Genomic DNA, 26,454 nt, shown 5'->3' on the forward strand with positions numbered 1-26,454 from the left:
TTTGGTGTTCCACGGTGTTCCACTTTTTTGACTGCCGCCTAAAACCTCTTCTGCCTTTGTTTTTATCTTCTCATTGCTCTCGATTGGATAAGAACAATACTTGCGAGTTGTCTCTATATCACGGTGTCCCATGAAACGTTTTATTTCCTCATCTGTCATTATGTTAGATGCAAATAGTTTCGATGCACACGTTTAGAGTTACAGGTAGCGCACTCACCGTCCCCCATAATATTATTTGCAATTTCCATACGTTCCATATCAACACCCTGTATTAAATTTACTACCACCGCAGACTGACCCCAACTCATAGTCTCAAATCAAGTTCCTGTATTCCTGCCTGCTATCTAGTACAGGATAGCTGGTTACTGTATGTGCAGTTTCATCCACTTTATAAAATATAAGGTGACGCTCTGCGAGCAATATACGGGAGCCCTGTCTCTGTAAAATACAATAATGGGGAATACTGCAGGAATATAGAAAATCTTCCAGATGCATAATAGCTGTTTCAACTGGTAATACAAAAAGGACACTGCTTCATCATCACACTTTTGGTTCCATTTCCGCACCGCATACGAGCTCCAGATACTTTTTATTTCTGCTGTATTGATAAACAGAATCTCCCAGTATCTCTTCTTCCTTGACACAATTTCTGTTGATCTCGATAACCATTTCTCTCAGCTCTTCTGTCTGGATCCCTTTTTGTACCGGAATGATCATACATTCATGGACACTGCTGGGCAGTACGAAAAAGTCCTGTCCCAGTCTCTGGGCTATCTCGCTTAACACACTGTCATAAATCATACTCACTGCGCCCCAGTATTTTTCCGAATTGGTCAGCACATACATGGGGGCCTCTCTCTCACTGATGACAGCAGACACAGGATGTTCCTCTTCTATACAGTCCTTAGCAGAGTCATGAGCCATAATTTCCTCGATCATATCGGTAATGCTGTAACATCTGTAGGGTAAAATATTCAGTGTATTAAAAAATGCCGCTTCATGGATCTGATCCGCGTCTGCCTGCCACAGTCTCAGATGGTCATTTAATACCAGAATACTGCCTTTTCCAAGAACAGCGTGTTCTGTCCGGCAATAGTAAACGATTGCCAGGTCATGAAACGTTCGGTGGGGGACCTGATGCAGCATGTATTTATTTTTTTCATAGTTGACAAGCTTGCAGACAAGTCGATGTTTTACACGCGTAAAATCTGTATAAAAGGAAACATCTGCTGTTCCTTTTCTGTCACACTTCTCATATTGTTCCAGAATATATTCTGCCACTGCATCTATACTTGCTCCACTGCAATATTGCTTATAGCAGATCTCCAGTCCGATAGCCGGAGAAACATTCGTTCCAGGGGAAAACAGCGTGATCTGATGAGCCGGATTTTTGTTATTTTTTAATGTTTCGGAAATGGTCACTCTTGCTGCCTTTCCGGCTTTTTCCTGTACCTTTTTTTCAATCTGAACTAAAAATTCTCTGTATTCCAATAAAAAACCACCTTTCTAAGATATGATAACTGATATTGCCAGACGGATTTGTGTGCGGACCCGCACAGGATGCGTAAAACGCCAGATATTTGTCTCTTATTATATTTTATATTTTCACTTTTTGCAAGTGCTTTTTTAAAAAATTTAAGGCTGCTTCTGAAATATATGCTTCAACAGCACAATTCCTGAAACAGCCTTTTCTTTTCCTGTTATTGAAACAAATGCATACTTTGCACAGTCCCGCGTTTTACACGAAGCTCACAGAGCACACGTTTGCCTCGCCGGATGCATCCTTTATAGCAGGGAAATCCTTTATGCATCCACGGACAGATCCCAAAACCGATCAGACTCTGGAGAGGTACTCTCCTGTTCTTGTATCGATCTTAAGCTTGTCCCCAGTCTCAACAAACAGCGGTACGTATACAACCGCGCCTGTCTCTACTGTAGCCGGCTTTGTTGCGCCTGTAGCTGTATCGCCCTTAAATCCCGGCTCTGTATCTGTTACCTCAAGCTCTACGAACAGAGGAGCCTCTACTGCAAATACATTTCCATTATAAGAGCAAACCTTTACCATTTCATTTTCTTTTACGAATTTAAGCGCATCTCCGATCGTCTCCTGATTCAGTGCGATCTGATCATACGTCTCTGTGTTCATAAAATGGAACAGATCTCCATCTGAATACAGATACTGCATCTCCACACGGTCAATACGAGCTGCCGGGAACTTCTCTGTCGGGCGGAAAGTCTTCTCAATCACGCCTCCGTTGATGATATTTTTGAGCTTTGTTCGTACGAATGCCGCACCCTTTCCCGGTTTTACATGCTGAAACTCAATGATCTGCACAACAATTCCGTCAATCTCCAAAGTAATGCCGTTTCTAAAATCGCCTGCTGAAATCATGTGTGTTATTCCTCCTTATATTTATCCAAACAGGATTTTATCGAATCTCATTATCTGTAATATTCTATCGTATCTGCACACATTTTTCAACTGTTTTTTTAGGAAGCTTGACACCGCCGCATTCCTTCCATAAAATAGCAGTATCAGAAACAGAAAGAAGCTGTATTCTATCTGTAAAATATACGCTTTGATCTATATTCTATGAAAATTTCCAGAAAATGGAGGATTATTGTATGCTTATTAAAAACGGAACGATTCTTTCTCCTGCCACGCAGGAAGAGCTTCACGCTGATATCCGGATAAAAGAAGGTCTCATCTGCGAGATCGGTGATCTCAGCCCTGTCGATGGAGAAGAACTTCTCGATGCCAGCGACTGCATGATCGCCCCGGGACTCGTTGACGTGCATGTCCATTTCCGTGATCCCGGACAGACATGGAAAGAGGACCTGCATACCGGCGCATGCGCAGCAGCAGCAGGCGGTTTTACCACAGTTGTATGCATGGCAAACACAAAACCCGTCATTGACTCTGCGCAGCTTTTGACTGACCTGTGCAAACGCGCAGAGAATGAGCCTGTCCGTATCCGTTTTGCCGCTGCGATCACGAATGGCTTAAAGGGTGAGTCTCTTACGGATTTTGATGCGCTTTTTGCCGCAGGAGCCTGTGGTTTTACAGATGACGGCGTCCCGCTCCTCAACGAGAAGCTGGCTGAGGATGCAATGCGCCACGCAAAACGACTGCATCTGCCGCTTTCTTTTCACGAAGAGGATCCTGCATTTATTGAAAAAAGCGGCACAAACCGTACTGCTCCGGCAATCGCTGAAGACATCATGGTGGCCCGCGACTGTATGCTCGCCCTCCACACCGGCGCTCTGGTAAATATCCAGCACATCAGCTCCGCTGCTTCTGTTGCCCTTGTGCGCCTGGCAAAGTCCCTCGGCGCTCCTGTATGGGCAGAAGCGACACCGCACCATTTCACCCTGACCGAGGACGCCGTCGATGTCCACGGCACCTATGCAAAGATGAACCCGCCGCTTCGCACAGCCAAAGATCGGGCTGCGATCATCGAAGGGCTGCGCGATGGAACGATCGATATGATCGCTACTGATCATGCACCGCACAGCACACAGGAAAAGCACCAGTCTGACTTTTTCTCCTGTCCAAGCGGTATTATCGGTCTGGAAACAGCTCTGGCACTGGGCATCACAAATCTGGTGCGTCCAGGCCACTTAAGCATGATGCAGCTGATGGAAAAAATGTCTGTCAATCCGGCAAAGCTTTATTCCTTTAACGCGTGCGCCGCGCAGGATACCTCGCTCTATGCACAGGATACTGCCTGCGGAAGTCCAACAGATGATTTGCACTCTCCTCTGGTGTCTGCACACAGCGATCATCTGAAACACTCCTTGGACGGTCACAGGGCTGCATCAGATGCTTTACGACTGCCCTATGGTACGATCACGGTTGGAAGTGCCGCCGATCTCGTTATTTTTCATCCAAATGAAACGTTTGTAGCAGGAAATTATCATTCTAAATCTGAAAATACGCCGTTTACCGGCGAGACGCTGTACGGAAAAATCCGGGCTACGATCTGCCGGGGCAAGGTCACGTACCGCCCTGCCCCATAATACAGCAAAGCAGCATGCGGACCGGGGACAGCAGTTATCCCTCTGTCTCCCGCAGCCGCTCCACCACACTCTCCTTTGCGGCTCTCTGGTAGGCTATGATCGGAGCGATGACCGCGATCACCGCAAAGAATGGCAGCATGATCAAAAACGCCAGTGCATTATACCGGTACTCAAAAAACAGGATCACCTGATTCAGCGCATGCAAAACAGCATAGGAAATCGCACTTCCAAACAGGATGCTGATAATACCGGAGAGCAGCACATAATACAGCCCCTCCTCCATGAGCATGCGCTTGATCTGCTGCTGCGTCATCCCGATGCTGCTTAAAATCGCAAGCTCTCTCTTTCTGGAAATAATCCCTGTCAGAATAGAATTGATAAAGTTCAGTACACCGATCACTGCAATCACAAGGCCAAGTGCCAGTCCGATCCCCTGGATCACATTCGTCATATCACGAAACTCTTCGATAAGCGATTCCTTTGTCATGTATCCCATGTATGGATTTATATTTTCCGTATAATCTTTCACTGTTTCGATAAATGCAGGAAGCGCTTCCTCCTCCAGCGTATAGGATACCGCAAAGCAGTAACCGTCCTGTCTTGCTCCTGCCAGTTCAGATTTTGGAAGAATGATCTGCACACCGTTCACGGAATAACGGTGTTCATCCATACTGGATGGAGCCTCTGCTGTCACCGCCATGACCTCATATTCTTTCTCTATGACCTTCTCTGGTGTCACGCCGCTGATCTCCCCCGACTCTGTGCGTTCTTCGATCCACCCGGTATCCGGTGCGGGCATACGCAGCGTAACGGTATCTCCCGGTTCATAGAGTATGCAGTCCTGCGTATCATCTCCAATCACAGGTGAAACGAGAATATAACCGCCCTTTTGAAATTTTTCTATATCCAGTTTTCCTTTTAGCACGGTGAGATTCTCCAGCAGCTCATCATCATAGGCATACACATCTGTCGAAAGCTCACGGGTAGATATGCTCTGTTCGAGATGGCTGATCTCATAATCATCTCTCATGTCCAGCCTGCCCTGATCGTAATAGTCCTGATACCTTGCGACCGCCATATCGCTCATTACAATATCTTTCGCATATACAGGCGACCACATTTCATTGCGTGTCAGAATCCCCGGCTGCTCATCCAGCAGTGCAAGCATTTCCTCATCTACAACAAAATCAACAAGTCCGTTCTGAGCTGTTGCTGTATAGTTAATACTTCCGACCGTCACATCTCCGACAAGACGGCTTTTTAAATAATTGTCAATCCGGAAGCTTCCGACTGCAGTCAGGACAATACACAGAATCGATACGCTCAATGACAGGGACAGGACAACAAAGATGGTCTTCTTTTTGTTCCTGCCAAGGTTGGAAAGCGCCATGCGATGTACGCGCGCGCCTGTTTCTGATTTCTTTGTTTTTTTCCGCTTCATATTTTTCTCACTGTAGCGCACTGCTTCTATCGGAGAAACGCTGCCTGCAATCTTGCCCGGTCTGTGACAGCTGATCAGTACGGTAAGCAGGGAAAACGCAGCGCCAAACACCAGAATCCACAGATCAAAATGCAGCCTGATCTCCATGCCGTTGTGCTCCACCATTGACATCATAAACGGAAACAGACCACAGCTTGCAAAATATCCTGCAAAAAGTCCAAGCGGGATGCCAAATACCGAAAGTACAAGAGCCTGCCTGCGTATCAAACGCCGAAGCTGTTTTTTGGTCGCTCCTATGGTCTTTAGCAGACCGTAAAAACGGATGTCTCCTATAACTGAGATCTGAAAAATATTATAAATGATCAGATAGCCCGTCACCAGAATAACAAGCAAGGCAGCGCCAAGAAGCACCACCGCCATAGGATCCATAGCCTCCATGCGGCTGCTCATATACGCCCAGTTTACGCCGTATGTAAGCTCCCGGTCCGGATCATAGCCTGCATCCTTTATAACAGAACGAACCGTTTCTTCAATGTTTCTATCTGTTTCAAAATAGAGCCCCACACTGTACAGACCCACAGATTTGTCTTCCGGGTGATTTTCTCCCCATGCAAGAAAATCCTCATCTGTCCGCCCGTCTCTTAATTTCTCCCAGAAGGCACTGGAGATGTAAAGCTGCGACGCATGGCTGACCCGATCTCCCTGATACCATCCGCTCACGGTAAAGGTCTTTTCCACCGTTTCTCCCTGGAACCGGAAAACAGCCGGAAACTGAACGCCCACCTCATGCGGCAGTTTCAGCTCATCCAGGACAATCGTATCCACCACAATCTCATTCTCTTTTTGCGGCAGCTTCCCTTCTTCCAGTTCAATAAAACAATTTGTAAGCTCCTCCTCGCCCTGCGGATAACGAAGCTCCGCACTGCGTTTTAAAATATTATCTAAAACGGCAATAAACTGGTTCCACGTATAGCTGACCACACGAGGATCTTTTCCCACCTTCTCCATCTGTTCCCGTGTCGCATTTTTTAGCCCTGCATGAAATTTGCCACCGACCTCACGCATCGTCTGTTCCTGCGCGACCTGTGTCATCCCGATCCCCATTGACGCAAGCGCGGTAAAAAGCATACAGGTAAGCGCGATCGCCATTACTGCAAAGGTATTGCGCATCCGGTTGCTTTTCAGACTTCTTTCCGAAAGCCGCCGGATCGCTTTTTGATTATTGTTTTTCATCGCCCTACCTCCAGATCTTTCCGTCTTCAATACGGACAATACGGCTGCATAACTGTGCAAGCATCTCATTATGTGTGATCATAAGAATCGTCTGTCCAAACTGTTCTCCCGTAACTTTTAAAAGCCCCATCACCTCCTGCGAGTTGCGTGAATCAAGATTGCCGGTCGGCTCATCAGCCAGTACGATCGCCGGCTTTGCCGCAAGTGCCCGTGCGATCGCCACTCTTTGCTGCTGCCCCCCTGACAGCTGGTTTGGCATGGCAAATCTCCGTTCATATATGCCAAGCGATTCCATCACCTCGCGTACAAACGACTTATCTGGTTTTTCTCCGTCCAGCTCGATCGGAAGCACAATATTTTCATACGCATTCAGTACCGGAACCAGATTATAGCTTTGGAAAATAAACCCGATATTTCTGCGCCGAAAAATAGTAAGTTCCGTTTCTTTCAGATTAAAAATATCCTTTCCATCTACGATCACTTTTCCCTGTGTCGGATAATCAAGCCCGCCAAGCATATGCAAAAGCGTTGACTTTCCGCTCCCACTCGTACCTACGACTGCTACAAACTCCCCTTCTTCTACGGATAAATCTACTCCATCTAATGCTTTTACGAGACTGCTTCCGCTTCCATAGTATTTTTTCAGTCCTTCTGTTTTCAGGATCTCCATATCTTATCCCCTTTCTTTCTGGAAAATATTCCCTGAACTATAGTTCTTATATTTGAGATTATACACAGTCATTCTGACAATACCCTGACAATCCACCAAAAAAATCCTGACAATCTTGTCAGGATTCTCCCGGGGGCGCTCCATTTAATAAAAACACTGAAAAGCAGCTCCCTCCTTCTGGATTTTGCGTGCAGGTAATATACCCCTTCTCCCGGGTCAGGATCACCTGCGCCAGATACAGCCCGAGTCCGCTGCCTGGCTCCTGTTCTACGGCCTTTCCACGAAAAAAGCGCTGGAAAATTTTTGTACACTCATCCTTTGGCACTCCCGGCCCCTCATCGCAGAAATCGATTTTTGTATATAGCTCCATTGGACATATTCTGATCCGTACCACACTTCCCACAGGACTGTACTTGACTGCATTTTCCAATACATTTGTAAAGACCTCTGCCGTCCATTTTACATTATGATAAAGCTTTCTGTCATCAAACAGCTCTGTCTCAATATAGATATTTCGTGCCTGTGCCTGCGCATAGACTGCACTGACGCTCTTTGCAAGCGTCTTCCGGATACTGTGCATACCGGCTTCAAACGATACGATCCCATTTTCCAGTCTTGACGACTTCACCAGCGCTGATATAAGCCATTGCATCTTGGCTGCCTGCTGTGCAATGTGCACAGAAAACTGTTCCTGCTCTGATTTCGTAAGCGCTTTTCCCTGCAGTAATTCTGCATCCATCAGAACATTTGCCAGCGGCGTTTTAAGCTGATGAGACAGATCAGAAAGCAGCCCTGCCAGATGTTCTCTGTCGTTTTTTGCCTGCTCCTGTGCCTGCCTGGACTGACGCAGTATCCTGCGAAGCTGCGCTTCCAGCTTCGATTCCCTTGTCTCTGCCAGAAGCTCCTGTCCCGGTTCCCCGTTCTGATAATGGCGCAGCATCCGCTCCATCCTCCGCAGCAGCATAAAATAATACAAAAAAGCAGTCAGCCCTGCCAGAATGCAAAAAACTGCAGCAGCAAACAGCATGATCTGCCAGAAAACCGAAAAAGATTGTTCTGTCATACGCTCTCCCACATCCAGCGCCCATTCATCCATGACGCTGTTTCTATTACACCACTGTTGATTTTATCATATCATTTCTGACTTTTCTACATTCATTCTGCTTTTATGAAAACAGGAGCAACGATTGTCCCTTCCTCAGAGTTTTCACAGATCAGCCGCTGGATCTCTGCATAAAGAACAGAGCCCGGAAACCACTGTATGGTTCCGGGCCCTGTTCTTTTCGTCTATTACAGAAGACAGCTTATGCTTTTAAAGATTATTTCCTTCTTCTTTTGATAAATACCACCAGAAGTGCGATAAAGATCAGGCAGGAAACTCCTGCTATTACGGCAATCGCGATAACTGGCGTGTTATCCCCGGTCGCTACGCCTGCAGCCTTTGGAACAACACGGAATGTCACAGACTTCGTATCTGTTGTCCCGTCTGATACCCAATTGCTTCCATCATATACCTGCTTATTAAATGTCACCTTCAGTGTATATTCACCGGAAGCCTTGATCGCCATTGTGGTCGTATAAGGAGATGCCTTCCAGCTTCCTGTCACATTGCCGATCTGGTAGCCGGACGGACAGTAACGGTAATCACCCGGGTTCGGATTGGAATTATCCATCCCTGCTCCGGAAGCGGTAAACTTGATCGCGTCTCCTGTGTAGTATTCTCCGCCTGACTTAATATCAAGGATCGCATTATTATCTGCAGACGGTCCGTCCTGGTACGTTGCCTTAACTGCCACATCACTTCCCGGCATCGTAAATGTTGTCTGCCATCTCGATGCATCTTCGAAGGTAACATTGCCACTGACTGCTACCCATTCCTTGAATTCTTTTCCGCCTGCCGGATAATCGGAGCTGACCTTCGCCTTATCTCCCATTTTATAGAATTCATAATCGCTGTAGCCATTTGTCACATCAAGACGATACTCTTTGTTTTTGTAATGCGCTTTCACTGTCACCTCTGCGGTCGGCATCGTAAAGGTAGTTATCTCACTGTAAGCATCCTTCAAGGTAACATTTCCCGATTTTACTTCCCAGTAATCAAACTCTTTTCCTTCCGGTGCATCATCAGCTGTGATCGTTACCGTAGTACTGCTCACTGCCAGGGTATAATCTGCAGTACCGTTCTTTACATGGATCTTGTATTCGATTCCTTCATACTGCGCCTGAAAATTCAAAGCCTGTGATACCGTCACGGTCACAGAAGAGCTGTTTGCGTCAATACCAAGCGCAGCCGGATCTACTGCATTGCCGGAAGCATCTGTGATCTTCCAGCCCGCAAATGCCTGACCGGCCGGATTTGGATTCGCCGTGACCGTCACCTGCGTCCCCTGATCCACTGTCACATCTGTGGAGGAGCCATTGATCGTTCCGTTCGCCACTGTTACACGATGGGTTGGGATAACAGTTTCATAAACTGCTGTCAGATCAACTTTGCTTGCCGGCATCACGAAGCTCGTCTCTGCCTGAGAAGCATCTGCAAAAGCAACCGCTCCGCCTGTCGACTGGATCACGCCGGACCAGCCGGTAAATTTCGTGCCGTCCGCTGCTGCATTTGCCTTTACCGAAACCGTATCACCTTCTGCATATACTCCCGAAGTCTGTCCGTCTGCAAGCACTCCGTCTTTAACAGAAACGCTGTACACGGATACAAAGTTTGCTGTAATCGTCACTGCGCTCTCCGGCATTGTAAATGTTGTCTCCGGATTTGTGCTGTCTGCAAACGCGATCTGTGCGCCGCTGGCATCCGTACCGGACCAGCCGGTAAATTTTGTGCCATCTGCTACCGACGCCTTCACAGCCACTGTTTCACCCTTTGCGTAAGCTGTTTTTCCAGATCCGTCATTGAGCGTACCGCCTGTTACTGTTACTGTATAAGTCAAAGGCGCCTGAGATTCTGACTGATCAGATGTAGTGTCAGACTGCGGTGCTTCTGTCTCCTGAACCGCTTCATAATGTGCTGTCAGACTGACCTCTCCTTCCGGCATCGTAAAGGTGACAGAAGATGCTTTCAGATCCGGCAGCTCTACGTTCAGAGAATCTACAGACCAGGAGTCAAATACCAGCCCCTCTGCCGTGCGGTCATTGGCACTCACGCTCACCTGTGTGCCTGCCTCATAGGTGCCTGCACCGGAACCATCCATAACCGTCACGCCATACACTGCCGGTTCTGCCTGCTCTGACTCTGTCGGTGCCTGTGTTTCCGGCTGCTCTGACTCTGTCGGTGCCTGTGTTTCCGGCTGCTCTGACTCTGTCGGTACCTGTGTTTCCGGCTGCTCTGACTCTGTCGGCGCCTGTGTTTCCGGCTGTTCTGACTCTGCCGGCGCCTGTGTTTCCGGCTCTGCATAATTTGCGGTAAGCGTCACGTCTCCCTGCGGCATCGTAAAACCGGCCTGTGCTGCCACCGGATTATCAAGTGCTACCTCTGCCGGCTCGATCGTCCAGCCTGTGAACTCCAGCCCCTCTGCCGTGCGGTCATTGGCAGTTGCCACTACCCATGCGCCAGCCTCATAGCTGCCCGTCTGCATGCCATCCGCCAGAACACCGTCTGCGACAGTTACCGTGTACATCTGAGGTGCTTCCGGTGTCTGCGGCTCTGTCTGTACCTGTTCATAATTTGCCGTAAGCGTCATGTCACTCTCCGGCATCATAAATGTCATCTGCGCTGCTGACAGATCCATATCTGCCACCGCTGCTTCTGCCGGCTCCACCGTCCAGCCTGTAAACTCCAGTCCTTCTGCTGTACGGTCTGCTGCACTCACATTTACCTGTGCGCCCGCCTCGTAGCTGCCTGTGCCCTCGCCCTGAGCCACGGTCACATTATATACTGCCGGTGTCTCCGGCTGTGCTTCCTGATACGTTGCCTTTACTGTTACTTTCTTTTCCGGCATCGTAATCGTAGTCTCCGGACTGGAGGCATCCTCAAATACAACATCGCCCGGCTCTGCCGTCCATCCTGCAAATGCCATGCCCTCTGCCGGATCATCTGCTTTGATCTTTACCGTATCCCCTGCCGGATAGAATGCGATATCCTTTGACTCTCCTTCTGCGATCTCGCCTTCCTGAAATACATAATGATTCGACGTATCATCCTTTTTTCCGGATTTTCCGTTTTCTGTGACAAGAACATAGCCTGCCGGAGAAAGTGTGATCGCCGTTCCATCCTCCGTCATCCCGGCGCGAAATACCTGAGCCTCATCGGTATTCGTCCATGTTCCCGGAGTATCGAGTGCCACCTCTGCCCCGTCCATCATCACCGGAAGCGCTGCATTGATCAGCTTATCTCCCGGAAAAAGTATCTCATCTGCAGCTCCTGCAGATACATCATATGACACAGCGGCCATCGCCTGTGCCGCTGGCAGACATACCATCATGCATGCCAGCAAGAGTCCAAAAAATCTTTTTTGTATTTTTCTCATATAGACCCCTTCCTCTCGTCTGTCTTGATAATACAACCTTCTTTCTTTTGGTTACTGTGATTATAACACAGCTTCCGCTAAAAGCAAATAAGGGTTTTCCGATTACTTTTCTTAAGACTTTTCTAAGACACATTTTCAAATTTCCAAAGAATGCCTGCAATACAAAAGTCTGTCGTTCTGTATGTCTGTGAAAGGTACGTCGTGTCTGAAAGTATCGTGATGCAAGCAGAGCCTCATACGATGCGTTCTGCTGCGTCGTATGAGGCTCTGCTGATGGAAATCTCAGTTTTAGAGTAAGCAGGACGATAAGCCGGGTTATGTCGTGAATGGCCATCTATCCAGACCTGCCGTTGCCGGCAGGTTCCAGCGACCTACCTGAAGCTGACGGGCCGCCATATGCTTCGTTGCGGTCTTGCTTCGGATGGGGTTTACATATGCCCCTCCCGTTACCGGGAGGGCGGTAGTCTCTTACACTGCCCTTCCACCCTTACCGGTTGAAAAACCGGCGGTTCATTTCTGTTGCACTATCCTTGGAGTCGCCTCCACCGGACGTTATCCGGCATCCCTGCCCTGTGAAGCCCGGACTTTCCTCGTCTGACACCTTTCGGCATTGCCAGCCGCGGCCATTTATCCTACTTACTCAGCGGTTTTCTCCGCCAAACGCTGCTATCTTACCATATATGCTGTCTTTTTGCAATCAGCAATTATAAAATTACGCAACCGCTGCGCCTTCTGCTCAAATCAGCTGCTGCGCCCCCACTCCTTTTCCTTAAATCCTACCAGCACGGTATCCTCTCCGACAAGAATCGGACGCTTTACAAGCATACCGTCCGTGGCAAGAAGGCACAGCTGCTCCTCCTGCGTCATTTCCGGCAATCTTTCTTTGAGCTTCAGCTCCTTATAGAGCACACCGCTCGTATTGAAAAAGCGTTTCAGCTCCAGACCGCTCCTTTTATACCAGTCTGCAAGCTCCTCCCGGGAGGGATTGTCAAGCTTTATATCGCGCAGCTCGTAGGCAACTCCACGCTCGTCCAGCCATTTCTGTGCTTTTTTGCAGGTACTGCACTTTGGATAGCAGATAAATGTATATTTCATTGTGATCTCCTTTCTCTTACATCCGGTTCATCCGATGCTGTGTTTACAGGTCAAAGCAGCCGCCGCCGATGAACTCCCGGATCAGCGAATTGTTCGGTATCTCATCGCCCGGGATCGGCAGAAAGTAATCAAGGAATTTCAGAAGCCGCTTTGCCTCCTCATACTCCGGCTGATCCGGTGTGACGGAAAACAGCAGCGGCTCTGCGTACTGCTTCAGTACTGCCAGCTCATAGATGAGCGCAGAGTTGAACATGATGTCTGCTTCTTCCTGATACGGAAAAATATTATTATCTTCGCCCCGGCGTACAGACGGCCACATCTCAATCGTCCTTCTCGCATCCGCTCCGCGGGTCCGCGCATCGCGCACGATCCGGCGCAGCAGGCGCCCGTCTGTCGTAGGGATGCGGTTATGCTCGTCAATATTGAGCTGTGTCAGCGCACTGACATAGATCTTGAATTTGTTCTCCCGAGGCAGGCGGTGTGTCAGCCTGTCATTGAGGCAGTGGATCCCCTCGATCACCAGGATATCCTCCGGTCCCAGGGTTTTGAAGTTCCCTTTATATTCGCGCTTGCCTGTTTTGAAATTAAATGTCGGCAGCTCAACTGTCTTTCCTGCCAGCAGATCCAGCATATCCTGATTGAGCTGTTGTGTATCGATCGCGTCAATATGTTCAAAATCCAGTTTCCCGTCTGCATCGCGCGGCGTTCTCTCCCGGTCTACGAAATAATCATCCGCAGCGATCGGGTGCGGTTTCAGACCATATACGGCAAGCTGTGTCGTCAGTCTGTGTGAAAATGTCGTTTTCCCGGAGGAAGAAGGGCCTGCGATCAGCACGATCTTTTTTTCCGGCATGGATGCGATCTGTGCCGCCATCTCTGCGATCTTCTTCTCATGAAATGCCTCCTGGATCATGATAAGATCCTTTACATTGTGGTTCACAATATAATGATTCAGCGCGCCGACCGTAGGAATGCCGAGCTTTGCGCCCCATTCCATTGATTCCTTCTGTACCTGAAAGATCTTCATATCCGGCTTGAATCCGGGCAGCCGCTCCGGATCCTCCCGTGTCGGAAGGCTCAGTACAAAGCCCTCATCAAAAAGTCTCAGATCAAAATATTTTAAATAAGAGGTGTCCGGAAGCATATAACCGTAAAAATAGTCTTCAAAGCCTGCCAGATTATACAGATTTACCTTGGATGCCCGGCGATAGCGGAACAGCTCTTCCTTATCATACATCCGGTATTTTCCAAATTTCTTACAGGCCTCATATGTGTTTTCAGACGTCTTTACGATCGGATGCACTTCTCGCACCATCTGTTCCATGTACGCCTTCACCTCATCCAGAAACTCCTGTGTAAGCGCTGTTTTCCCCTTCATAGTGCAGTAATACCCGTCGCTTACGCTAAAATGTATGCAGACACGATCGATATTGCTGTTATCCCCCACAACATGGTACATTGCTTTTAGCATCAGCATGATCAGACTGCGCAGGTACGTGCTGTGGCCTGCCTTGCTTTCTACGGTCAGAAATTCTATCCGCTGTGCATCCGCCGCCTTTTTACTCAGCTCGCGCAGACGTCCGTCCGCCCTTACCAGTACGATCGGATAACGCTCCTGGTCCTGATGCTTTTTTGCGATATCAAGATACCTTGTCCCCTGTTCATACGTCTCCTGCACTCCGTTTATTTCTACTGTGATATTCTTTCCGCTCATCTGGTCTCCTCCTTCTGCCTCTTTTTGCGTCACAGGACAATAAATGGCGAACCTGCCTCGACTGCCTCCACCTCAATTCCCGGAAAGCACTCCCTTAAATACTCTGCTGCCTGACGGATAAATATATGCTCTATGCCATAGTGCCCCGCATCGATCACGAGCAGGCCCTGGTCAACCGCATCCAGACCGTCGTGGTGTCCGATATCTCCGGTCACCAGTACCTGTGCCCCGGAAAGGAGCGCCGGAGTGATCATACTTTTCCCGGATCCGGGCGACACCGCGAGTTTCTCCACGGCTGCTTCCTGACTGCCAAACAGCCTGACATTATCAAGGCCAAATGCCTCCTTCACATACGCGCAGCACTCCCGCGCACTCATCGGATGCGGCAGTCTCCCGACGCTTCCGATCCCGCACGCAGTCCCGTCCTCCAATCTTCCAGTCACTTCAAGCACCTGCGCATCCGCAAGCTTTAATGCGTCCTTTGCCAGCTCTGCCATTTTCGCCACATCATAATTTGTATGCATCGCGTAATGAGCAATCCCATATTCTGCCATTGCAAGCACTTTTCTGCCGTGGTAATCCTCATCGTTTATCTTTTTCACACCAGACATAAAAAGAGGATGATGAGTCACAAGAAGCTGCACGCCTTTGCGGATGCACAAAGCAATCACCTCATCCGTCGCGTCAAGCGCAACCGCGATCCTCCGCACCTCCCTGTCCATGCGCCCAACCTGCAGCCCCGGATTGTCCCAGTCCATTGCAAGCTGAGGCGGATATGCCTTTTCCAGTCTGTCTGTAATCTCTCTTACCTTCATCTCTTCTCCTCCGTACTGCACAGGATCCTCTGACACGGGATGTTCCTGCCCGCTCCCTTAAAATCCTCCAAGCGCAGTTTCTATCATCTGTATCTCCTCTGTCACCTCATCGCGGCGCTTTGCAGCTGCCTCTGCGCGCTGCCCCTCCAGCGCAGAAAGGATCCGTTTTCCCAGTATAAGCTCATGTCTTAGAAACGCTTCCAGTACCGGATCGCGGCGCTGCAAAAGCAGCCTGCCATACTTTTTTTCCACCTGTGACAGAGGCTTTTCGTCCTCTGCACTATCTATTTTTCTGATCGCACGCATCATGGGATAATATTTTCCGTCCTCCCGGATCATCTCCTCACGCACGATCTCCCATCCATGTTCTTCTGTCCAGGAACGGACCGCCGCAATCTCTGACTGCGGCTGCAGGATCAGCTCTGTATGTACGCTCAGCTTTCCTTCTCCCTGAGTCAGGATACGCACAGTGAGCGGACCGCCCATGCCTGCGATCACGACACAGTCTGCCTCCTGCGGTTCAAGCGCCTCCAGCCCATCCGACAATCTGGTGTCAATGAGCCGATCCAGCGCATGCTGTAAAATATGCTCCCTGGCACGCTGCAGCGGTCCTTCATTCACATCCATTGCGATCGCCCGCTCTGCTTTTTTATTTTCTATCAGATAGATCGGTATGTATGCGTGGTCAGTCCCTATATCTGCCACGACACCGCCCCGGGTCACCATATCAGCGACCATTTCCAGCCTCTTTGAAATCTGCATAACCTTGCTTCCTCCTAATCCAGATAATCCCGCAGCTTCCGGCTCCTGCTCGGATGACGCATCTTGCGCAGCGCTTTCGCCTCGATCTGCCGGATCCTCTCGCGCGTCACATGAAACTCCCGGCCGACCTCCTCGAGCGTACGCGCATGCCCGTCCTCCAGTCCGAATCGCAGGCAGATCACACGCTGCTCCCGCTCCGTAAGCGTCGCAAGCACCTGTGTAAGCTGCTCCTGCAGGACTGTAAAGGCAGCCGCTTCCGCGGGTATGGGCATATTCTCATCTCTGATAAAATCACTTAAGTTCGAATCATCCTCCTCACCCACCGGAGTCTCCAGGGAAACCGGCTCCATGGAAATCTTAAGGATCTCTTCTACCTTGCGCGCAGGCATGTCCAGTCTTGCGGCAATCTCCTGCGGCGCAGGCTCCCTGCCGAGCTCCTGCAGCAGCGTCCGGGATGTGCGCACAACACGGTTCATTGTCTCTACCATGTGCACCGGAAGCCGGATCGTCCTTGCCTGATCCGCAAGCGCTCTCGTGATCGCCTGCCGGATCCACCACGTCGCATAGGTACTGAACTTAAATCCTTTTTGATAGTCAAATTTCTCCACCGCCCGGATCAGTCCGAGATTTCCCTCCTGGATCAGATCCAGAAGCTGCATGCCCCGTCCCACATACCGCTTTGCGATGCTGACGACCAGACGGAGATTCGCCTCCGCCAGACGCGCCCTTGCCGCTTCATCTCCACGGCTCATACGTTCTGCCAGACGCAGCTCTTCTCCTGCATCCAGAAGCGGGATCTGTCCAATCTCTTTTAAATACATGCGCACCGCGTCATCCACCAGAATGCTGTCCGCAGCCCCTGCCGTGTCCGGTGCGCTTTCTGCCCCATCTGCTGTGTCTGTGCTGGCAGACAGCAGCTCCTCCTGATCCGGAACCAGCACGACCCCTTTTTCTTCGAGCCATTCCAGTATCTTCTCATACTCCTGCACATCCATTGACTGGCACGCAAAGGCCTCCTGAACCTTTCCATATTCCAGTACATTTTTTCCCTCCTCTGCCTGCGTCAGAAGCAGCTCGAGCTTTTTCCAAATGTCAATTTTCTGTGCACCCATGTCTGTCCCTACCTTTCCCGGCTTTGCATTATAAGTCTGTCCCGGTTAGAGGGAAATATGCAGCCCGCCAAGCTCCTGAAGCCTTTTTTTTGCATCTACCAGCTTTTGAAGCCCGGCAATATCGGTCGGATCAAGCTGCGCGGTTCGCTGTTCGATCCCGTATTTCATGACCTTTTTTATCGTCTCGGCAATTGCCTTTTCCTGTTCCTTCGGACTCTCTACAGGCACCTCTGTGTTAAACAGCTGCGCTACGGTCCTTTGCTGCTGCGGGTCCGTAAACCGGCTGGTGATCCTCGCCGGATTCAATTCACCGCGCTGCAGCTGCTCATAAAGCATAGAAGCAACCTTGCGGTACAACTCATCCGAGAAATCCTCCGGGTGAACGTACTGGGAAACTGTAACAAACAGCTTCGGATATTCTGTCAGCCAGGTCAATAGCAGTCTCTGGGATTTTTTGATGCCATCCTCTTTCTCCGGCCGTTCCTGCCTGCGCACCGGCGTCTTTCGCACCGGAACGCCCTGCATCAGCACATTCATGACCATTCTGCGCATTCCCTCAAAGGAAACCCCAAACCTTCCTGTCACTGCCTCAATATAATTCTCCCGCTCGATCTCCAGTTCAAAGTCTGCGATCTTCGCTGCCACTGCCTGAAAAAACCGCGTCTTTGCATCGGGATCCTTCATATCATACGACCGCTGCATCACAGACAGCTCAAACAAAAAGCTGTTTTCCGCCCGGTCGATCCGCTCCTGGAACGCATCTGTGCCAAGCGCCTGAATAAACTCGTCCGGATCCTTATACGGCTCCATGTGGAGCACCCGCGTCGAAATCCCTGCTGCTTTTAAAAGAGGGATCGCGCGCAGAGCAGCCCGCACACCGGCATCATCACTGTCGTACGTCAAAATCACCTCTTCGGTATAGCGCTTCAGGAGAGAGGCGTGCTGACTCGTAAGCGCTGTGCCAAGCGATGCCACTGCGTTCGTAAATCCCGCCTGATGCATGGAGATCACATCCATATATCCTTCACATACGAGTATGTACGGCTTCTTCGCTGTTCTCGCAAAATTCAGGCCATAGAGGTTGCGGCTTTTATCAAAGATAACCGTTTCCGGAGAGTTAAGATATTTGGGCTTTGCATCTCCCATCACACGTCCGCCAAAGCCGATCACCTTGTTGTTGACATCCATGATCGGAAACATGACCCTGTTCCAGAATTTATCGTACATCCCGTTTTTTTCGTTGACCTGCATCAGGCCGGATTCCTTGAGCAGCTGATCGGATATTCCCTTTTTTTTCAGGTAACGATACAGCGCGTCACTGTACTGTCCCGCGTAGCCAAGGCCAAACTTCTGCATCGTCTCTTCACTTAGCTGTCTGCCCTTTAAATACTGCATACCGCGCGCGCCCTGCGGGGAGCGCAGCACATAGTAATAATATTTTGCAGCCATGCGGTTTATGTCAAGCACTGCGCTCTTTAGATCGCGCTGTTTTTTTGCCTCTTCTGAATATTCCTGCTCCGGAAGCGCCACTCCTGCCCGGTCTGCGAGCATTTTTAAAGCCTCCGGAAACGTATAATTTTCGTATTCCATAATAAAGGTAAATACATTGCCCCCTGCCCCGCAGCCGAAGCAATAATACATCTGCTTGCCGGGACTTACGGAAAACGATGGGGATTTTTCATTATGGAACGGACACAGCCCAAAATAGGAGCTGCCCTTTCGCTGCAGCTTTACATAGCCTGATATTACATCTACAATATCATTTCTCGCCCGTACTTCTTCTACTACATCATCCGAATAAAACATGTTCTGTCACCCCTGCCATGATTTTGGAACAAACAACTCTTTATATACATGTATGGAATACAGGTCTGTCATCCCTGCAATATAATCACAGACAACCCGCTCTCTGGGTTCTCCCTTCTCCCGCATCAGGTACTGATACTCATCCGGCATCTGCTCCGGATAGTCATTGTAATAGCGATACAGCTCCTGTATCATCCTGACTGCCTTTTCTTCCTCCCGCTTCGCCGCGGGATTATTGTAGACATGCTGGAACATAAATGCCCGCAGATATTTCATCGCAGCCTCCATCATATCTGACATTGCGATCGTATTTCTGCCCTCGCTGTGGCGCACGACATCATGGATCAAAGTATTAAGCCGTTCTCCGGTCGTATCTCCCATCATCATCCGGCTCTCCTCCGGGATATCCTCCTCTTTCAGGATCCCGGCGCGCAACGCGTCATCAATGTCGTGATTGATATACGCGATCTTATCACAGTAGCGCACGATCTGTCCCTCCAGCGTGTGCGGCGTCCCGGATGTCCTGTGATTGCGTATACCGTCACGCACCTCCCAGGTCAGGTTAAGACCTTCCCCTTTTTTTTCCAGAAGCTCCACAATCCGGACACTCTGCTCAAAATGGGCAAACCCGAACGGACAGACGGCATTGAGCGCGCGCTCCCCGGCATGTCCAAACGGCGTGTGGCCAAGATCATGCCCAAGAGCGATCGCATCTGCCAGATCTTCATTTAGCCTGAGCGCTTTTGCGATCGTACGGGCCAGCTGGGCAACTTCCAGCGTGTGCGTCAGCCTCGTCCGATAATGATCTCCCTCCGGTATCAGAAATACCTGGGTCTTTTGTTTCAGCCTCCGAAAGGACTTGCTGTGCAGGATCCGATCCCGGTCGCGCTGATAGACCGTGCGGATATCGCACGGCTCCTCTTCCCTGTCACGCCCCCGCGAATTTCTGCTGAACGAAGCGTAGGGACTGAATACTGCAAATTCCTGTTCTTCTGTCCTCTCCCGTATCGTCATATTTCTCCTCCACCGATACATCTATTATTATATTCGGATCTTCATGAAAAGTTGCTGCTGTATCATCAGAAAAAATCCTGCAAAGTAAAATTCAGTAATATTCTATCAAATTTTTACCATCTGACAGCTAATATTGCTTATTATACACAGGATTTCACGGTAAAACAATAGGTTTTCTGAAAGTATCGGCAAGAAACGTCCTGCCGTTTGACCGGATCATGACTGCCCCTCCCTGCGGAGTCTGTAAAATCCTGCTGCCTGCATCCTCCAGCCGCTTGAGCGTCTCCCGGGACGGATGCCCATACCGGTTGACCTCTGCGCAGGAGATCACTGCGACCTGCGGCTGCACCTGCTCCAGAAATTCATCGGATGACGCTCCAGCCGATCCGTGATGCCCGACCTTCAATACGTCTGCGCGAAGCTTTGTCCCGGACTGTGCCAGTCTTTTCTCAGCCTCCTTTTCAAGATCTCCCGTAAAGAGCATCCGAAACCTGCCATACGTAAGCATCAGCACCATGGAATCCTCATTGCTCTCCCCGCACAGCTTTTCTGCGTCCGGAGCCAGGCAGGAGATTTCCCACAGCCTGCCATCCTTCGCCGTGATCCGATCTCCCGCTTCCATAGAAAGTACTTCTATCTCTTTTTCATTTGCCAGCTCCTTTAGCCTGGCAAAATCTTCGCGATCCGCAGACGGCGGGAGCACCAGATGCTTCACCGTAATTCCGTGGACATTTTTTCCTCCCGGTCCGCACTCATAAGATTCCAGGAATTCTTCCGCTCCGTTTATATGATCCTGATCCGCATGTGAGAGAAATATGTAATCAAGCGTGGCAGCGCCGTAATATTTTACACTCTGGCTGATCACATACTCCCACACCTTTTTCTTTGATGTGCTCCCCGCATCGATCAGGCAATTCGTCCCCTGCGGCAGCCGCACCAGAGCACAGTCTCCCTGCCCGACATCCAGGGAGAGCACCTGCAGCTCCCGCTGCGGACGTACTCCCATCAGCAGGACACACAGCACTGTGGTGACTATGCAAAGTACCGGGCCCGTCAGTTTTTGCAGCCTCTGTGCGTTCTCTTCCGCCTTCTTTCGTTTCCTTCCTGCACATTTTTTTTGAAAAAGGCCCCATTGAAGTGTCGCGATAAGCACGACGTAATACAGTACTATCCTCCACAGCGCCGGACGTCCCGCCACCCACAAAGCATTCGGAAGCCTTTGCTGAATGCGGCACAGCCATTCAAACAGAGCCAGCAGATAATGTACCGGCGCTGCCAGAAAGGTTCCTGCCGCAATACTTACAAGCCCCGTCACAGAAGCGGCAAGTCCCGATATCATTAGTATCGTCATCAGAGGGATCACAGCCAGGTTCAAAAGGATACTCCACGGCGCGCTCTGATAAAAGAAATACAGTGTGCATGGCAGAGTCCCCAGCCACACAGCGCAGCCTGACAGCACTGCATTTCCCGCCCTGCTGCGTACACCGCACAGCTCCTGCACTGCGGGTGCCAGTGCAGCAACCGAAAGGACTGCGCAAAAGGAAAGCCAGAAAGGGGACTGTCCTGCATTCCTGTGATCCTGGCATACAATGACAGCCGCTGCCAGCGCCACAGCTGTCATCGTGTCATTTTTCCTTCCACTGATCTGCGCTCCTGCCCACACAAAAAACATAAAGACAGCGCGCATTGCAGAAATTCCAAATCCTGTCATCAGACCGTAGAGAAAGACAGCCGCTCCCGCCAGGACTGCCGATGGCACATAGCTGCAGCGCAGACGGCGCAAAAAGCGAAACAGCCCCATTCCCACGAGGGAAACGTGCAGTCCCGACACGGCAAAAATATGCGCGATCCCGCCTTCCTGATACAGCGTTTTCCACTCCCGCTGCATCAGGCCCTTCTCTCCCAGGCTGATCGCAGCCATCGTTCCCGCCGGTTTTTCTCCCAGTACTCTGCCATAAGAATCCGTCAGCTCCCTGCGCAGCTGTGCGAGCATCCTGCTCACAGAAATGTTTCCTTTCTGCCGGTCGAGAATCTCTGGTTCCCACAGGGTTCCTATGACATCATCGGACAGATAATAGGACTGCGCGTCAAATTCACCTGGGTTGCCTGCTGCTTCATGCTCTGCGAATTCTCCTTTTACGGTCAGGCGGTCTCCCGGCAGCAGATCCGTTTGTTCTGTTGTAATTGTGATTTTATATTCTGATGATAAAGAAAGAACAGATTTGTCTTTTTTTTGGATAGATAATTGATTTACAGACAGGCGTAAGCCTGCAGATACCATATCGCATGTTTTTACAGTGCCCTGTACGATTACCTGCGTATCTCCAGCCAGAGCTTTCGATACTGCGCATTTTGTCAAAAACGGCGGGGAATCCTCTGTCCGTTTCCCCGCCGTGCCCGATACTGCCATCCAGATCACTGATACCATGCACAAAATTGCCAGTGGTCTTTTCAATGCCTCACTCCTTTTTGTGCTCCGTCTCGATCTCATTTACCTCGATGTAGGAACGGTCCGCCACAAATACCTGGTCCAGATCGATCTTGCCGCGGAATTTTGCATCCGCATCCCCGGCGATCTGTATCCTCACGCCTTCGATCTTATCGCTCGTCTCACAGATAGAGTTTACGACTGCGTACAATACTGTCTCAGGATCCGGCGGATTCTCCGACGGAGCCTTGTTCGCCGCATCATTTAGTGTGATCGTGCAGATATTCTTCTGCGTATAAATATTTTCAATTTTTACATCACTCGTAAAAAGAGGTCTGAGACCGGACTCCTCCGGTCCGGCGATCAGCTGCTCCACGATCACCCGCTCCAGCACCATATTGCTCGAATAATGCAGCCTGCGCACTTCCTTTACAAGCTGATCTTTCTCCTTATCTGCGAAATAAAGCATCAGCTTCGTATACTGGTAGGAATTGATGCCGCCCTCCTTCGTATCAATAAAGGTGTTCGCATCCATCGCCGGGACAGGCTTGCCCTGTGCATCGACCAGCTGCTGCTGATCTACGGTGATCATGATCTTCGTCACTCCCGGGATCTGGCTTACTGTCTTTACGACTGCCGCACGCAGGAGCACTTCTTCTGTATTGCTCAGATCATAATATTCTCCGGAAAAATCAATCCTCAGCGCATCAATCCCCCGCTCAAAGCCATTGATCTTCACTTTGTCCGGGAGCGCACTCCTGTACCCTGACGGAGGCTTGGAAAGCTGCCCCAGCAGTTCCTCCATCATCTCTTCAAATGTCTGAGCACCTGGAGTGTATGCTTCTTCCATCAGGCGTGTGCCGGCATCATTAACATAATATACCTTATATCCGCCTTCCTCCTTCTGTCCCTTTGTACATCCTGCCGACAGCATCAGCACGGCGGCAAGCGCTGCCAGAAGGAGAAGCTTTGTTCTTTTTTTCACCAAATGCCTCCTGTCCATCTCCTACGGAACGTATTTCAGCGGGATGCGCACGGTGAATGTCGTGCCTTCTCCCTCTTTACTGTATACCTTGATCGCGCCGTGATGCATCAGCACCGCGCTTCTCGTGATCGCAAGCCCGAGCCCTGTCCCGCCGATCTCCCGTGAATGGGATTTATCAACGCGATAAAAGCGCTCAAAAATATGCTCCTGATCTTCTTCCGGTATTCCCATGCCGGAGTCTTCTACTCTGACATAAAAATATTTGCTGTCAACATTCAGAGATACATGCACCCATCCATCCTCGCGGTTATACTTAATCCCGTTTTCTATCAGGTTGGAAAGTGCAAGCGTCAGCTTTGTCTCATCTACCTCTGCCATGATCGGCTTAAAGCTCTCCAGCACAAGGTCTATGTCCTGCTTCGCAGCGATCGGACGCAGCCGCTTCAGGATCAGCTCGATCAGCTGGTTGATATTTGTCTCTTCTATATGGATATCAGAAGACTTCTTGTCCATTTTTACAAGGGACAGCAGATCAGAAATGATCTTATTCTCACGGTCGATCTCCTGTGCAATGTCTCCCATAAACTCTTTATAAAGCTCTACCGGCACATCCTCCTGCGCAAGCAGGGAGTCTGCAAGCACCTTCATGGAAGTGATCGGCGTCTTCAGCTCATGCGAGACGTTTGAAACGAACTCCTGTCTGGAGTCCTCCTGCTGCTTCATGCGCTTAAGCATGCGGTTGTATGCCTCTGCCAGAAGCTTCGTCTCCGTATAATCAGGGATGGATATCTCCTGCTCCAGCACGCCCCCGCGCACCTCTTCCAGAGACTGTGTGATCCTGTCAAAAGGCTTGGTCAGGACTCTCGCCACGTAATAAGCCGCTGCGAGGATCATCACCATCATCACGATCTGCAGAATCAAAACGGTATTGTCAAGCGCTTCCTTGCCGGCATTGATATCCTCTGTCGAGACGCTGACGATCATAATACCGTCTGTCTGCTTTGTTTCTGAATTTTTGACCGGCATCGTCAGCTCCAGAAAACGGCTCTCCTCGTTGTAATTCGTAATAGAATCCGTGCCAAGAAAGCACTGCAGCACTTCCTCGGAAATGATCGCTTTTCCTTCGTCTATTTTGTAGGTGTCCCGGACGATCCAGAAATTGCTGTCAACGATGATCACCCGTCCATTGTAAATATTCGCAAGCTGCGTCACCTGCTTGTCCACCTGCTTCGCAGAGGATACATCCTGGATATATCCGGAGCTTCCAAGCTGTGAGACAAGCTGCTGGCACTGATTCTGGATCAGCGTCGATTTCTGGTTCACAGACTGCGCCACATAATTTTTCAGGATAACGGTCTTCATCACCATGATCGGGATCAGTCCGACCAGAAGGACGATCACAAAAATACGCGTGCGGAGACTTTTCAGATACTTTGATGCCTTCTCCTTAATGCTGGAAATAATAACCCACTCCCCACTTCGTATGTACGTATTTTGGTTCACTCGGATTTGCCTCGATCTTTTCGCGCAGACGCCGGATATGTACATCTACGGTCCGCACGTCCCCCGGATACTCATATCCCCACACGATATTCAGCAGGTTTTCCCTGCTGTATACTTTATTCGGGTTAAATACAAGCAGCTCCAGCACGTCAAATTCCTTCGCCGTCAGATTGACTTCCTTTCCTGCGATGCTCACACGTCTGCCTTCGCAGTCCAGCGCCAGATCTCCCACCTCAACGATCTTTCCCTTCGGCTCTGCCACAGCTTTCTGCGAGGTCCTGCGGATGATGGCTTTCAGCCGCGCCTTGACTTCAAGGATGTTAAACGGTTTTGTAATATAATCATCCGCGCCGTATTCCAGTCCGAGGATCTTGTCCATATCGTCTCCCTTTGCCGTGAGCATTACGATCGGCACATCCGAAAACTCTCTTACCTCGCGACAGACCTCAAGTCCGTCCATCTTCGGAAGCATCAGATCAAGCAGGATAATGTCATAGGACTTTTCCCGCGCCATGCGCACAGCCTCTTCTCCGTCATACGCACAGTCTACTTCCATATCATCCTGCTCCAGACTGAAGCGAATCCCTTTTACGATCAGCTTTTCATCATCTACTACCAGAACCTTCTTTGCCATGATTCCACTCCTTTTATCTTATACCGTAATACGGTCTTCTATTTTCGAATATACGGCACCCTTAATGCCTGAAATCTGCTGAATCTCCTCAATCGCCGTAAAGCCTCCGTGCTCCGTGCGGTACTGTATGATCGCTTCCGCTCTCGCTTCTCCAATACCAGGCAGCGACATCAGCGTATCCTTATCGGCTGTATTCAGATTGACCCTGTCTGTCTCGTCCGCCTGCTGCAGCTGCTGTCCGTCCTGCACAGACTGCTGCGCTGCCGGATCCATCTGCTGTGTCTGCGACTGTGACAGTTCCTGCGTCTGCTCGCGCGTATAGACGTACCATCTCTGTCCGTCCTGCAGCTGCTGCGCCTGATTCAGCCACGTCTCGTCTGCCTCCTGCGAAAAACCGCCCGCAAGCTCGATCGCCTCAAACAGACGCATCCCCGGATAGATCGGATACACCCCCGGACAATTGACCGCGCCGCAGATGTGAACGTAGCCCACCGTCTGTCTGGCAGTCTCCGGCTGCGGCTCACGCAGTTCTTCTTCTGTCCCGGACTCTGTCTCAGGCAGATCGCTGTGCGCAGGTTTTTCTGTAGTCTGTGAGGTCTGTATCTGCACCGTCTCCTCCACACCGGCGGTATAAACGCTGCTGTCACGACGGCATCCACCCATACCAAGGGTCAATAGGAATAACAGGGCTGTCACCAGCCCTTTTCTTACTTTTTGCATATTATACCTGCAGCAACAAGCCGCGGT

19 protein-coding genes and 1 other RNA gene are annotated in these 26,454 nt (G+C 50.1%); 1 reads left to right on the forward strand and 19 read right to left on the reverse strand.

What is annotated here, in order from left to right; all coding sequences use genetic code 11:
• Positions 1-540: 540 nt before the first annotated feature.
• Positions 541-1,491 carry a DUF5688 family protein gene (locus QOX44_RS06535; RefSeq protein WP_283682210.1) on the reverse strand — a complete coding sequence of 317 codons (951 nt, stop codon included), beginning with the start codon at positions 1,489-1,491 and terminating at the stop codon, positions 541-543.
• 343 nt (positions 1,492-1,834) lie between these two features.
• Positions 1,835-2,392 carry an elongation factor P gene (efp, locus tag QOX44_RS06540; protein WP_283682211.1) on the reverse strand — a complete coding sequence of 186 codons (558 nt, stop codon included), beginning with the start codon at positions 2,390-2,392 and terminating at the stop codon, positions 1,835-1,837.
• Between the two features lie 233 nt (positions 2,393-2,625).
• Here efp and QOX44_RS06545 point away from each other — a divergent pair, with 233 nt between their 5' ends.
• Entirely contained in the window at positions 2,626-4,020 is a 1,395-nt protein-coding gene (locus tag QOX44_RS06545; RefSeq protein ID WP_283682212.1) for a dihydroorotase, read from the forward strand.
• Positions 4,021-4,054: 34 nt separating this feature from the next.
• On the opposite strand, the gene QOX44_RS06550 is transcribed toward QOX44_RS06545, so the two are convergent.
• The 17 genes from QOX44_RS06550 to QOX44_RS06630 all read right to left on the reverse strand — a co-directional run bounded on the left by QOX44_RS06550 (position 4,055) and on the right by QOX44_RS06630 (position 26,427).
• Positions 4,055-6,694: an ABC transporter permease gene (locus QOX44_RS06550; protein ID WP_283682213.1), complete on the reverse strand. Its 2,640-nt coding sequence runs from the start codon at positions 6,692-6,694 to the stop codon at positions 4,055-4,057.
• Between the two features lie 4 nt (positions 6,695-6,698).
• On the reverse strand, positions 6,699-7,364 hold the full coding sequence (locus QOX44_RS06555) for an ABC transporter ATP-binding protein (RefSeq protein WP_283682214.1): 666 nt from the start codon (positions 7,362-7,364) through the stop codon (positions 6,699-6,701).
• Positions 7,365-7,482: 118 nt separating this feature from the next.
• Positions 7,483-8,427, reverse strand: a complete 945-nt coding sequence (locus QOX44_RS06560) for a sensor histidine kinase (RefSeq protein WP_283682215.1) — start codon at positions 8,425-8,427, stop codon at positions 7,483-7,485.
• Positions 8,428-8,683: 256 nt separating this feature from the next.
• Positions 8,684-11,839 (reverse strand): InlB B-repeat-containing protein, encoded by a 3,156-nt coding sequence (locus QOX44_RS06565; protein WP_283682216.1) that lies wholly within the window; start codon positions 11,837-11,839, stop codon positions 8,684-8,686.
• Positions 11,840-12,129: 290 nt separating this feature from the next.
• An RNA gene (gene rnpB, locus QOX44_RS06570) (RNase P RNA component class A) lies at positions 12,130-12,478 on the reverse strand.
• Positions 12,479-12,580: 102 nt separating this feature from the next.
• On the reverse strand, positions 12,581-12,934 hold the full coding sequence (locus tag QOX44_RS06575) for an arsenate reductase family protein (RefSeq protein WP_283682217.1): 354 nt from the start codon (positions 12,932-12,934) through the stop codon (positions 12,581-12,583).
• 43 nt (positions 12,935-12,977) lie between these two features.
• On the reverse strand, positions 12,978-14,648 hold the full coding sequence (locus QOX44_RS06580) for a nucleoside kinase (protein ID WP_283682218.1): 1,671 nt from the start codon (positions 14,646-14,648) through the stop codon (positions 12,978-12,980).
• A gap of 29 nt (positions 14,649-14,677) precedes the next feature.
• Positions 14,678-15,463 (reverse strand): Nif3-like dinuclear metal center hexameric protein, encoded by a 786-nt coding sequence (locus QOX44_RS06585; RefSeq protein WP_283682219.1) that lies wholly within the window; start codon positions 15,461-15,463, stop codon positions 14,678-14,680.
• Between the two features lie 57 nt (positions 15,464-15,520).
• On the reverse strand, positions 15,521-16,225 hold the full coding sequence (locus QOX44_RS06590) for a tRNA (adenine(22)-N(1))-methyltransferase (RefSeq protein WP_283682220.1): 705 nt from the start codon (positions 16,223-16,225) through the stop codon (positions 15,521-15,523).
• A gap of 14 nt (positions 16,226-16,239) precedes the next feature.
• Positions 16,240-17,337, reverse strand: coding sequence for an RNA polymerase sigma factor RpoD (rpoD, locus tag QOX44_RS06595; RefSeq protein ID WP_283682221.1), 1,098 nt, complete (start codon positions 17,335-17,337; stop codon positions 16,240-16,242).
• Positions 17,338-17,382: 45 nt separating this feature from the next.
• Positions 17,383-19,143 carry a DNA primase gene (gene dnaG / locus QOX44_RS06600; RefSeq protein WP_283682222.1) on the reverse strand — a complete coding sequence of 587 codons (1,761 nt, stop codon included), beginning with the start codon at positions 19,141-19,143 and terminating at the stop codon, positions 17,383-17,385.
• Between the two features lie 6 nt (positions 19,144-19,149).
• Positions 19,150-20,157 (reverse strand): deoxyguanosinetriphosphate triphosphohydrolase, encoded by a 1,008-nt coding sequence (locus tag QOX44_RS06605; protein ID WP_283682223.1) that lies wholly within the window; start codon positions 20,155-20,157, stop codon positions 19,150-19,152.
• Positions 20,158-20,311: 154 nt separating this feature from the next.
• Positions 20,312-22,612 carry a DNA internalization-related competence protein ComEC/Rec2 gene (locus tag QOX44_RS06610; protein WP_283682224.1) on the reverse strand — a complete coding sequence of 767 codons (2,301 nt, stop codon included), beginning with the start codon at positions 22,610-22,612 and terminating at the stop codon, positions 20,312-20,314.
• Between the two features lie 4 nt (positions 22,613-22,616).
• The gene (locus QOX44_RS06615) at positions 22,617-23,570 is read right to left on the reverse strand and encodes a GerMN domain-containing protein (RefSeq protein WP_283682225.1); all 954 of its coding nucleotides are present in this window, start codon (positions 23,568-23,570) and stop codon (positions 22,617-22,619) included.
• A gap of 21 nt (positions 23,571-23,591) precedes the next feature.
• The gene (locus QOX44_RS06620; RefSeq protein WP_283682226.1) at positions 23,592-25,073 is read right to left on the reverse strand and encodes a sensor histidine kinase; all 1,482 of its coding nucleotides are present in this window, start codon (positions 25,071-25,073) and stop codon (positions 23,592-23,594) included.
• On the reverse strand, positions 25,018-25,707 hold the full coding sequence (locus QOX44_RS06625; RefSeq protein WP_283682227.1) for a response regulator transcription factor: 690 nt from the start codon (positions 25,705-25,707) through the stop codon (positions 25,018-25,020). The genes QOX44_RS06620 and QOX44_RS06625 overlap by 56 nt, the downstream gene beginning before the upstream one ends.
• An 18-nt stretch (positions 25,708-25,725) precedes the next feature.
• On the reverse strand, positions 25,726-26,427 hold the full coding sequence (locus tag QOX44_RS06630; RefSeq protein ID WP_283682228.1) for a helix-hairpin-helix domain-containing protein: 702 nt from the start codon (positions 26,425-26,427) through the stop codon (positions 25,726-25,728).
• Positions 26,428-26,454: the final 27 nt, after the last annotated feature.

The organism is Parablautia sp. Marseille-Q6255, assembly GCF_951230155.1.
In the GTDB taxonomy this organism is placed as follows: Bacteria; Bacillota; Clostridia; order Lachnospirales; family Lachnospiraceae; genus Choladousia.